This window comes from Arsenophonus apicola, from assembly GCF_020268605.1.
Classification (GTDB): Bacteria; Pseudomonadota; Gammaproteobacteria; order Enterobacterales; family Enterobacteriaceae; genus Arsenophonus; species Arsenophonus apicola.
The window spans coordinates 1,998,291-2,010,384 of sequence record NZ_CP084222.1; the positions used below are offsets into that span (position 1 = coordinate 1,998,291).

Consider the following 12,094-nt stretch of genomic DNA (forward strand, 5'->3'; position numbering starts at 1 on the left):
TAGTTAAAAATAGTGCTAAATAGAATAAATGAATGGAATAACAATTGCTAAACATCTTTTGTTAAAAGATAATTAACGACAAAATAAAAATAATTATATCATATTGATAGTTAATGAAAAAATCATATTCGATTTTCAATTAGTGGAATTAGTTGATAAAAGATCGGTTATTTTTCTTATCATTAAAATAAAATTATTTATACAAAATATCTTTATGATTAAATATAAAATATTCACCATCAATAATTTGATAACCATTTAATTAAATCAAATATTACCAGCTATTGTTGCTATAATTGTGTCACCTTAAGTTAAATAATGATATCTTTAAAAATGGTAATCAGTTAACCCTCCCTGAATAAAATAAAACAACATTGGACAATCTATGAATGACAAACCATTATCATCGACAGTAAACATAGATCAAGGACAACTCAAGCGAGGTTTACAAAATCGCCACATTCAATTGATCGCTATTGGTGGTGCCATAGGAACCGGATTATTTATGGGCTCAGGCAAAGCCATTTCTTTAGCTGGCCCATCCCTTATAATTATTTATTTAATTATTGGGTTTGTCTTGTTTTTCGTGATGCGCGCCATGGGGGAATTACTGCTTTCGAATTTAAAATATAAATCCTTTAGTGATTTTTGTGCTGAACTATTAGGACCATGGGCCGGCTTTTTCGTTGGCTGGACTTATTGGTTTTGTTGGGTGATCACCGCTATTGCAGAAATTGTTGCTATTACTGCCTATATTGGCTATTGGGCACCTGATTTTCCGCCCTGGCTGACCTCGTTACTTTGCATACTGATGTTATTAACACTTAATTTAGTCTCAGTGTCCTTATTTGGTGAAACAGAATTTTGGTTTGCTATTATCAAAATTATTGCCATTATTTTTCTTATTCTGATTGGCTTAGTATTAGTCATCATCGGCTTCACAACGCCTAGCGGACATATTGCCTCCTTTAGCCACCTCTGGAATGATGGCATCTTTCCAATGGGTATTAACGGTTTTTTTGCCGGTTTCCAATTAGCGATCTTCTCTTTTGTGGGTATTGAAATTGTTGGCGCCACCGCGGCTGAAACGCGGGATCCAAATCGTGTGTTGCCAAAAGCGATTAATGCCATTCCATTTAGATTCATCGCCTTTTATGTTCTTTCTTTAGTGATTATTATGTCGGTCACGCCCTGGCGTGAGATTGCTGCCGATAAAAGCCCATTCGTCGAGCTTTTTGTTCTAATTGGGGTGCCGGCCGCCGCGAGTATTGTCAACTTTGTGGTGCTAACTTCAGCCGCTTCCTCTACTAATAGTGGCGTCTTTTCCACCAGCCGTATGTTATTTGGCCTAGCCAAGGAAGCAAATGCCCCCAGGCAATTTAGTCAATTATCGAACAAATCGGTACCGGTTAAGGGATTATATTTTACCTGCTGCTGTCTCAGTTTGGCGGTGGTATTGATCTATTTTATTCCCGATGTTATGCGCGTTTTTGTCCTTATTACTACCGTTGCAGCCATTCTTTTTATGTTTATCTGGAGTATGATCCTGTGCGCTTATTTGGCTTATCGCAAAAAACAGCCTGATCGACATCAAACTTCGATTTATAAAATGCCAGCCGGGATCTTTATGTCTTGGGTCTGTCTGTTATTTTTTGTTTTTGTTTTAATATTGCTGACCTTCGAACCAGATACTCGCCAGGCGCTGTTGGCAGTACCGGTTTGGTTTGTTATGTTGTTTATTGGTTATCAAATTGCTAAAAAAGGTAAATCTGCAGCTAATTAAATGAATAATGGTGGTTTTAATAAAACCACCATTATTCAAATTAATTGGTAAGACTTATGTAGGTTAAAACGCCACTACACCCGAGCCGCTAAATAATTTGGGTGGATTTAGTTAATAAAAAATAATTGACTAAAGCTAATAGTGCATAAATCCTAGATTAAACCATCGGATACCAACTAATAAATCAGCAGTCGCCGGCTAGTTATTGGCTAGCCTTATACTCGGCCTCCGCTTTAACAAAACGTTTCACTGCACTTTGACTAGGCGCAGTAGTTAATAGGCTAACGATCACAATGGCGAGTGAAGCAAAAATAAAACCGGGAATAATTTCATACAAAACAAACCACTTATATTGCATCCAGATTAACACCGTCAAAGCGCCGACCAGCATACCCGCCAAGGCACCGTAGCGATTCATGCGTTGCCACAACACAGAAATTAAGATCACCGGGCCAAAGGCCGCACCAAAACCCGCCCAGGCGTTGCTAACCAAAACCAACACTTTATTATTGGGATCACGAGCAATAAAAATTGCTATAGCCGCCACAACTAACACCATCGCACGACCAACCCACACTAACTCTCGTTGGCGAGCATTCGGTCTGATAAAGGGCTTATAGAGATCTTCAGTCAATGCACTAGCACAAACTAATAATTGACAACTTAAGGTACTCATCACGGCCGCCAAAATGGCCGATAGCAATATTCCCGCCAACCAAGGATTAAATAAAATAGTGGCTAATTCCATAAATATCCGTTCCGGATTAGCTATAACCGCTCCGGCAACGGCAGGATGCAGATCAAAATAAGCAATACCAAAAAAACCCACGGCAATCGTGCCCGCTAAACAGAGTATCATCCAAGTCATACTAATACGTCGTGCCCGCGTGATGGTCTGCGCTGAATCGGCTGCCATAAAACGCGCCAATATATGTGGTTGACCAAAATAGCCTAAGCCCCATCCTAGTAAGGAAATAATGGCGACAAAATTTAATTCTTTAAACATATCTAGGTAAGCCGGATCTTTATTGTTAATTACTGTTAGCGCGCTGTCCGAACCACCGACAGCAAAAATCACCATTAGCGGGGTTAATAACAAGGCAAAAATCATTAAAGTAGCTTGTACCGTATCCGTCCAACTAACCGCTAAAAAGCCACCCAAAAAAGTATATATAATCGTAGCTAATGCACCTAACCACATGGCTTGTTGATAGCTAATACCAAAAGTATTTTCAAAAAGTAGTCCACCGGCAACGACACCGGAAGCACAATAGATAGTAAAAAAAATTAGGATCACAAAAGCTGAAACGATACGTAACATTTTGCTTTTATCTTCAAAACGGCTGGTAAAATAGTCTGGCAATGTCAGCGAATTATGATTATTTTCCGTTTGAATACGTAATCGTCCAGCAACTAATCGCCAATTTAAATAAGCGCCTAATGATAAACCAATAGCAATCCAACTTTCCGCTATGCCACTTAGAAAAATTGCACCGGGTAAGCCCATTAATAACCAACCACTCATATCTGATGCGCCAGCAGACAGCGCCGTTACTACCCCACCTAAACGACGTCCGCCTAAAATGTAATCATCAAAGCTGGTTGTTGAACGATATGCGCAAAAACCAATTAGCAACATAACAAAAATATAAACCACAAACATAATTATCATTGGATAGCTTAATATCATCTGTCCCTCTCCATTGTTTTTCTCTTTTTAGTTTTAGTCAGTATGCAGGCATATTGTTATCAATTTGCTTTAACCTAAATAAAACCAATCTTTAACAAATAAACTGACTTTTTATTTTCCTGTTTATCTTGAAATTTAATTTTGCGTAAAAAGGTACGCAACACAATTGATGAAACACAAAACAACGACAATTTAATCGTTATATTGCAAAACACAGTGAATAACCCACAAATGTTAATTTGTTTGATTATATTTTAATAAAATAATTATTTTATTATTTACTTTGATCTTTTTTTATTTATTTATGTTTCAGAAAGATATAACAATACTTATAATAAAATCTATTTTAATTAATACAAAAATAGATTTATTTCACATTTCTAACACTTTCATCAGTTAACAATATTGCACCAAATTAAAACATAAAGGATATTGTTAAATTACCGACTTCTAACAATCATCAAAAGAACAAGAATGAATTGCGCAATCATTGCAGTCATTCTTATTGTTGATAAAGTAATCAGAGAAGTAGCGAAATAAACTTTATAACGCCTGGATCTGACATCGATTAGTTAACAGAACAGGCAACATTTAATTATCTTAGACACTTTGATAATGAGGAAACTATGGTTCAATTCCCGGCAACCAAAGTTAATGAAAAAGCAAACTCATCCCGCGAACCCTCGATATGCTCTAAAACCGATCATCCCCTTTTTTTAAATTTTGCCGCGCATATTTTACCGCAATCAGCCAAACGCTCGGCAATTACTGCAGCTTATCGATTACCTGAAACACAGTTATTACCGCTATTGCTAAAACAAGCCCAGCTAGCAGAAAGCGAGGCGGTATATCAACTAGCCTATCAGCTAGCTAAAAATCTACGCGAACAAAAAAATAGTCTTGGCCGCTCAAGTTTAGTCCAGAGCCTATTACAACAATTTGCCCTCTCCTCGCAAGAAGGAATTGCGCTTATGTGTCTGGCCGAAGCACTGCTGCGGATCCCAGATAAAGCTACCCGTGATAGCTTGATCCGCGACAAAATTAGTCGGGGTGACTGGCAGTCACATATTGGACAAAGTTCGTCATTATTTGTTAATGCCGCTACCTGGGGTTTGCTATTTACCGGTAAATTAGTTACCAGTCATAATGAAACTAAACTTGCCAGCGCCCTTAACCGTATCATTAGTAAAAGTGGTGAACCCATTATTCGTCAAGCTGTAAATATGGGAATGCGGCTAATGGGTGAACAATTTGTCACTGGTGAAACCATCACACAAGCACTGAGTAATGCCCAAAAAATGGAAAATAAAGGTTTTAGCTACTCTTATGATATGTTAGGCGAAGCCGCCCTAACCGCTGAAGATGCTAAAACCTATATGGCTGCTTATCAACAAGCGATCGATGCGATTGGTAAGGCTTCCAGCGGCAAAAGTATTTATGCCAGTGCCGGTATTTCCATTAAACTATCAGCGCTCCATCCGCGCTATTGTCGAGCGCAATATCAACGTGTGATGGATGAACTCTATCCTCGTTTATTAACATTAACTTTACAAGCACGCCATTATGATATCGGCATTAATATTGATGCTGAGGAAGCTGATAGGCTGGAAATTTCCCTCGACTTACTGAAAAAACTGTGTTTCGAGCCACAACTGGCTGGCTGGAATGGCATTGGCTTTGTTATTCAGGCCTATCAGAAGCGCTGCCCATATGTTATCGACGAAATTATCGATTTAGCGCAACGCAGTCAGCACCGTTTGATGATCCGTTTGGTAAAAGGCGCTTATTGGGATAGTGAAATTAAACGCGCGCAAATAGATGGTCTTGAAGGTTACCCGGTCTATAACAAAAAAATTTATACTGATGTCAGCTATCTGGCTTGTGCCAGAAAACTGCTGTCAGTGCCTAATTTAATTTATCCGCAATTTGCTACCCATAATGCCCATACCTTATCCAGTATTTATTATCTGGCTGGCGAAAATTATTATCCGGGTCAATATGAATTTCAATGTTTACATGGCATGGGCGAATCTCTCTATCAACAAGTTGTCGGTTCAATCGCCGAGGGTAAACTTAATCGTCCTTGCCGCATCTATGCACCAGTTGGTAGTCATGAAACCTTACTCGCTTATTTGGTGCGTCGCTTACTGGAAAATGGCGCTAATACTTCTTTTGTTAATCGGATTGCCAATCATCAGATCCCATTAGATAAACTGCTAGCCGATCCAGTGCAAGAGGTGCTATCAGCGGCTGAAACAGAAGGCCAATTGGGTTTACCTCACCCACAAATCCCGCTGCCTCGCGCACTTTATGGCTAAAAGCGCCTCAATGCGATTGGTATTGATCTAACCAATGAGCATCACCTAGCGGCCCTGTCGCAGACCTTACTAGCCACTCCACGCTGTTATCAGGTTAAACCTTTACTCGGCGGCAAACATCATTCACAGTATGAAATTTCAGCTCGGCTACCGATCACTAATCCAGCCAATCATAGCGATATTGTCGGCTATGTTCATGAAGCGACTATGAGCGATCTAGAGCATGCACTGGAAGTGGCCACTAACGCTGCCACTAGCTGGGCGACACTACCAGTTGAACAACGAGCGGCCATTTTGCAACAAGCAGCTAGCCTAATGGAGCAGCAATTTTCCCGTTTAATTGGCGTATTGATCCGTGAAGCGGGCAAAACCTATAGTAATGCCATTGCTGAAGTGCGCGAAGCCATTGATTTTCTGCGTTACTACGCTTTGCAGATCAGTGAAAATTTCAATAATGAAACTTATTCTCCACTGGGTGTGGTGGTTTGCATTAGTCCATGGAATTTTCCGCTGGCTATTTTTAGCGGTCAAATTGCTGCGGCTTTAGCTAGCGGTAATTGCGTACTGGCCAAACCGGCAGAACAAACACCCATTATCGCGATGCTGGGCGTCGAATTATTGCATCAAGCAGGTATACCACGTGATGTGCTCCAGTTGCTGCCTGGCCAAGGCGAGCAAGTGGGCACAAAATTGATTAGTGACCAACGGACGGCGGGGGTGTTATTTACCGGTTCAACCTGTGTGGCCAAACTGATCCAGCGCAATCTTGCCAATCGACTCAATGCTCAGCAACAGCCCATTCCACTGATTGCCGAAACCGGTGGTTTAAATGCCATGATCGTTGATTCATCGGCTCTCACTGAACAAGTTGTCCATGATGTTATCATCTCAGCCTTCGATAGTGCCGGCCAACGCTGCTCCGCCTTACGTATTCTTTGCCTGCAAGAAGAAATCGCTGAACGCACGCTGGCTATGTTAACCGGTGCGATGGCCGAATACCGGATCGGTGATCCGACTCTGCTAGAGACGGACATTGGCCCGGTCATTGATCGCGAGGCACAACAGAATATTGAGCAGCATATTGAAAAAATGCGACAAGCGGGTAAAAGGATTTATCAGGTTGAACAACCTAGCCAAGCGGATGATAATCAATGGCAACAAGGCACTTTTGTCCGCCCCACCTTAATTGAAATCGACCATTTTGACGAACTAAAAAAGGAAATTTTTGGCCCCGTACTGCATGTTTTGCGCTTTAAACGGCATCAATTAACACGGCTGATCAAACAAATTAATGACTCAGGTTATGGTTTAACTTTAGGCCTGCATACCCGCATTGATGAAACCATTGCTTATGTTAGCCAGACGGCAAAAGTAGGTAATATTTATGTTAACCGCAATATGGTCGGTGCCGTGGTTGGTGTACAACCCTTTGGCGGTGAAGGGTTATCCGGTACCGGGCCAAAAGCCGGTGGCCCACTCTATCTCTATCGATTGCTCAGCCAGCGGCCAGATAGCGTTATTGAGAAAGTGTTCAAGCAGCCAGATAATCCCTCTCCATTAACCAGTGGCCAACCCCCATTAGCTCAATTAACGCCATTTGATGCCTTCGCTGATTGGGCGAAAAAACAGCATAATCAATTACTAAATAGCGTTATTCTCCACTATCAACAATTACCCCATAGCGGGATTAACTATCAATTAGCTGGCCCAACTGGCGAGTATAATAGTTATAGTCTAGTGCCGCGCGGGCGGATCCTGTGTTTGGCTGAAAGCCAATCAGACGCCCTGCTGCAACTGGCAGCGGTGTTAGCCATGGGATGTCAAGTCTTATGGCCCAATGATGCTATGCAACAGCAACTGCATGCGACTTTGCCTGAATTGGTCAATCAAGTGATCACCCTGACGGATAACTGGCAACATGTTGACTGCCAATTTGATGCGGTTATTTTTCATGGCGATTGCCAGCAGTTACAAACCATTTGTAGCCTCGTGGCTGAGCGTGATGGGCCAATTATTTCCGTACAAGGATACCGACCCGGTGACAGTCAGTTATTACTTGAGCGTTTAGTCCATGAGCGCGTCGTCAGTATCAATACCGCAGCAGCCGGCGGCAATGCCAGTTTAATGACGCTTGAATAATTTTTTCCTTCAAACAATAAGGCCTTAGCGATTCGCTAAGGCCTTATTTATCTAATCACTATGAAAGCATTCAGTTGCGATTCATCGCCGTATTAGGCCAAATGGTTAGCCTGCCAGTTAAGAAACTGCTCATATTTACGCAACGCAATGTTGTAATTACTAAAGGCCGACTCAGTCATTTTATCCTGCATCTGCGCTTGAATTTTTTCAATCACCACTTCATTGACAGGAAATTGCGCTTCACTTAACAACTCATCCAGGCGACGCAAGCGCACCACATATTCACGCACCGTGCTATGGCTCATCTCTGTCTCTTTAAATAAATACTGTTTAAAGGACATAATATCAAAATAGCCGGTATCACTATTACAATATATCTCACTACAAAAACGACATAACGCAGTAAATTTATGCTGTAATTCTGCCCATGCCTGACCATCAACCAGCTCGTTCATGGCTGAAATTGCTTCTTTATTCAGAATTTGATCATTAAATACTAATGAAATCCGATCAAGGGTTTTGTTACAGTGCGCGCAATGAATTTGACTATGTTTATAGTCTTTAATATAACGGCTCAGCGGCCGCTTCTTTTGGTTAGAAACAGACATATTAGATAAGCCCTGTGTGTAAATCGTAAACAAAAAAATAAAAAATATTATTTATCTGAATTTAAGCGCGCTCGTAGCCGTTTTATCGCCTGGCTATGTAGCTGGCTGACGCGGGATTCCCCCACATTCAACACGGCGCCTATTTCTTTCAGGTTCAGATCTTCTTGATAATAGAGCGTCAAAACCATTTTTTCCCTTTCAGGCAAACATTCTATCGCCTTTATAATATTTTTGCGAATATCAGTTGCTATTAAAGTTTGCAGCGGATTTCGCTCGTCGTCAACCTCAATAATTGGTTCGCAGCTTTCACCATGCACTTCATGCCACTCATCATACGAGCATAACTGACTATTATTGGTATCCTGCAGTAGCTGTTGATACTCCAGCAGACCAATGTGCAACTTATCAGCGATCTCCTGTTCGGTCGCTGGCCGGCCTAACGCTTGCTCAAGCTGCTGCATAACTTTGGTCGCTTCTCGCGCCTGACGACGCACACTACGAGGCACCCAATCGCGAGCGCGTAACTCATCTAACATTGCACCACGCACGCGTTGTACCGCATAGGTGGTAAAAGCGGTGCCTTGGCTGGCATCAAACCGCTCTAATGCATCCAGCAAACCTATACCACCCGCCTGAACTAAATCATCTAGTTCCACGCTAGCGGGTAATCTCACTTGCAATTTTAATGCCTCATGGCGTACTAAGGGAATATAACGCTCCCATAGCACATCTTTTTCAATCACCCCATCCTGGGTATAGAGATCATTCACCGTAAGCACCTGTCAGTTATCAACTGGCGCTTATTATCCGAAATTAAATTTAAGATAATGGCGAAAATAGCGATAAAAAATGGCCGTTTTTTACTTAGCGACGATTTTTAACCGCATAAATTGCTAAAGTGGCAAATCTATAATTAAAAAAAGGTTAGCGTAATAAGGTTAGTACCTCTTGCGCTGATTGATTGGCCAACTTTAAGACCGAGGAACCCATCTGTTGTAAAAGCTGGGTTTTAGTTAAATTGGCCACCTCGTAGGCAAAATCAGCATCCTGAATACGGCTACGGGCAGCCTGTAAGTGGTTAGTGGTATTGGCTAAATTATCAATGGTGGCTGCCAGCCGATTTTCCGTTGCACCAAGAGAACTGCGATAACTATTGATTTGGGCTAAGGCCTTATCGATGCGGGTTAAGATATTGTCATTAGTCGCTGGCGTTGGTTGCAACAGAACGCCTGGTAATCCTGGTATGCCACTAGTCACATGACCACTCAGCCAAATATGCATTGATGTGGAATTAAATGAGGTTGTCATATCATAACGATCACCATTTGCCGTTATTAGCATATATTCAGAGGCAATTAGTTGGCCGGTGGTATTATCTATTTTTTGATGTAAATTAAAGTCTCGACCAAAAACTGCATTTCTGCTTAAATTCGACACATTAGTGCCACGAATTTTTATATCGGTTACAGCCAAAGGCTGCGTGATATGACCTGCCGCCAATAAATCCCGATTAATATCACTTAGTGAAGCGGGGTTAATATGATAATCAGAATAAGCTTGCGTGCCGGGTATTGGATTCAGCGGATTAGTTGGTTGGCTAGTACTATTGGAGCGATTAGTTAAATCCAAATCGTCTATTGCTAACGCCTTAGTACTTATTACTTGGCCACCGATTTCGATCGTATCGCCATAATTGGCGCCAACCTGCAACAAGGTTTTGGCCTGTCTGGCGAATACCTTAATGCCATTAAAATTGGTTTGCTCAGCAATACGATCAATTTCAGCTAACCGCTGATCGACTTCCTGTTGTAAAGTTTTGATATCCTGATCAGAGTTAGTATCATTTAATGCTTGCACTGCCAAGCGCCGAATGGCATGTAGGTTATCGCTCATCTGACTTAACCCCCCTTCGGTGGTTTGCAGCAAGGAGATGCCATCATGCGTGTTACGTGCCGCTTGTGATAAACTAACAATATTGCTGCTGATACCATTAGCAATCGATAACCCAGCGGCATCATCTTTAGCACTGTTAATGCGCAGTCCAGTCGCTAAACGCTGGATAGTGGTTGTCAGGCTCTGTTGCTGATTATTCAGTGCTCGTTTAGCAAAGCGCGCTGCATGATTGATATTGGTGACAAATGCCATACTGTTTTTATTCATTCAGATAATAATAATGATAATTAATATTGCTGTAGCTAATATCCATCGCTATTTTATAACTTTGGCCGGCAAAGCCGGCCAGTAAAAAAACCACCAGAATAGTGGTTAAATAAAGCAATTAACGTAGTAGAGAAAGTACTGACTGAGTAGACTGATTAGCCATCGCCAATACCGTAGTGCCCGCTTGTTGCAGGATCTGACCGTTGCTCAAACGAGAAACTTCGTCAGCAAAGTCAGCATCCTGAATACGGCTGCGCGCAGAAGATAGATTGTTGATAGTGTTATTCAGGTTCTCTACCGCTGCTTCAAAGCGGTTTTGCATCGCACCTAATGAACTACGTAGGGCAGAAACGCTAGTCAAAGCATCATCCAGGCTGCTAAGGACTTTATCGTCACTTAACATACCAGCACGAGCCACTTTAGTATCGACAGCACCGGCAACTGCATCGGCAGTGATCTCTTTACCGAGAGTTACATCTACCGCTTTATCCTCACCATTAGTACCAACCGCTTTAGTTGTTAATGTCACTTCATGAACTTTAGTTGCATTAGCCGTTGTTGTATCCACTAACACATATTGGCCATCAACCGCTTTACCAGTAGCGGCATCAATTTTTTGATGTAATTTCTGCGTACCAGTTAGTTTTGTAGTACCACCAATTTTAACATTATCATCAATCAAAGCTTTAGTTGCTGACGCTGGGAATGAAAGGTTTGCATCCTTACCAATATCTGCCGATGAAGTTGCTGCAGTAGCATAATCAGCATAAGACTTAGCAAAAATATTTAAATTCACTTCTTCAATTTTTAACTCACCAGAAGTAATTTTCTCTAATGCGATCTCAATCGTTTCACCGTAATTGGCACCGATTTGGATAGTTTTCATCGCATTGGCACTTAATACTTTAGTGCCGTTAAAATCAGTCTGCTCAGAGATACGGTTGATTTCGTCTAAACGCTGTTTGACTTCATTTTGCAGTGTAGCAATATCGCTGGCAGAGTTAGTGCCGTTACTAGCCTGTACCGCTAAACGACGGATCGCTTGCAGGTTATCATTAACTTGCGCTAACGCCCCTTCAGTGGTTTGTGCGAGCGAGATACCATCATTGGCATTACGCGCAGCTTGTGTCATACCCATAATGTTAGAAGTCATGCCATTAGCAATTGACATACCCGCCGCGTCATCTTTAGCGCTATTAATGCGTAGGCCAGTTGATAGACGTTGAATAGTGGTACCTAAGGTGTCTTGGGTTTTATTTAGTGCTTTCTGTGCATTTAGCGCAGACATATTGGTATTAATAACCAGAGCCATAATTGTTCCTTTATTTCAGTTTTTATTGATCGCCAGTTTGCCTGGCTGATTATCTTTATCGGCCCATCCACGCTAAACTTGAGC

At 41.6% G+C, this 12,094-nt stretch carries 6 protein-coding genes and 1 pseudogene; 2 read left to right on the forward strand and 5 right to left on the reverse strand.

Annotated features, from left to right (window positions below):
- The first annotated feature begins 385 nt into the window (after positions 1-385).
- On the forward strand, positions 386-1,783 hold the full coding sequence (gene cycA / locus LDL57_RS09535) for a D-serine/D-alanine/glycine transporter (RefSeq protein WP_180560837.1): 1,398 nt from the start codon (positions 386-388) through the stop codon (positions 1,781-1,783).
- Positions 1,784-1,985: 202 nt separating this feature from the next.
- On the opposite strand, the gene putP is transcribed toward cycA, so the two are convergent.
- Positions 1,986-3,473, reverse strand: a complete 1,488-nt coding sequence (putP, locus tag LDL57_RS09540) for a sodium/proline symporter PutP (protein ID WP_180560838.1) — start codon at positions 3,471-3,473, stop codon at positions 1,986-1,988.
- Positions 3,474-4,045: 572 nt separating this feature from the next.
- Between putP and putA the strand changes: the two are divergent.
- Positions 4,046-7,930, forward strand: a pseudogene (gene putA, locus LDL57_RS09545) (trifunctional transcriptional regulator/proline dehydrogenase/L-glutamate gamma-semialdehyde dehydrogenase); the annotation flags it as partial.
- 92 nt (positions 7,931-8,022) lie between these two features.
- On the opposite strand, the gene fliZ reads toward putA, so the two are convergent.
- The 4 genes from fliZ to LDL57_RS09565 all read right to left on the reverse strand — a co-directional run bounded on the left by fliZ (position 8,023) and on the right by LDL57_RS09565 (position 12,010).
- Complete coding sequence (fliZ, locus tag LDL57_RS09550; protein WP_180560839.1) at positions 8,023-8,538, reverse strand: flagella biosynthesis regulatory protein FliZ; 516 nt, start codon at positions 8,536-8,538, stop codon at positions 8,023-8,025.
- Positions 8,539-8,585: 47 nt separating this feature from the next.
- Complete coding sequence (locus LDL57_RS09555) at positions 8,586-9,308, reverse strand: RNA polymerase sigma factor FliA (protein WP_180560840.1); 723 nt, start codon at positions 9,306-9,308, stop codon at positions 8,586-8,588.
- Between the two features lie 154 nt (positions 9,309-9,462).
- Positions 9,463-10,683 (reverse strand): flagellin N-terminal helical domain-containing protein, encoded by a 1,221-nt coding sequence (locus tag LDL57_RS09560; protein WP_180560841.1) that lies wholly within the window; start codon positions 10,681-10,683, stop codon positions 9,463-9,465.
- 133 nt (positions 10,684-10,816) lie between these two features.
- Entirely contained in the window at positions 10,817-12,010 is a 1,194-nt protein-coding gene (locus LDL57_RS09565) for a FliC/FljB family flagellin (protein ID WP_180560842.1), read from the reverse strand.
- Positions 12,011-12,094: the final 84 nt, after the last annotated feature.

Excerpts from the sequence above, each read along its gene's own strand:
- LDL57_RS09560 (WP_180560841.1), bottom strand. The coding sequence starts at position 10,683 with ATGGCATTTGTCACCAATATCAATCATGCAGCGCGCTTTGCTAAACGA.
- cycA (WP_180560837.1), top strand. The coding sequence starts at position 386 with ATGAATGACAAACCATTATCATCGACAGTAAACATAGATCAAGGACAA.
- fliZ (WP_180560839.1), bottom strand. The coding sequence starts at position 8,538 with ATGTCTGTTTCTAACCAAAAGAAGCGGCCGCTGAGCCGTTATATTAAA.
- LDL57_RS09565 (WP_180560842.1), bottom strand. The coding sequence starts at position 12,010 with ATGGCTCTGGTTATTAATACCAATATGTCTGCGCTAAATGCACAGAAA.
- putP (WP_180560838.1), bottom strand. The coding sequence starts at position 3,473 with ATGATATTAAGCTATCCAATGATAATTATGTTTGTGGTTTATATTTTT.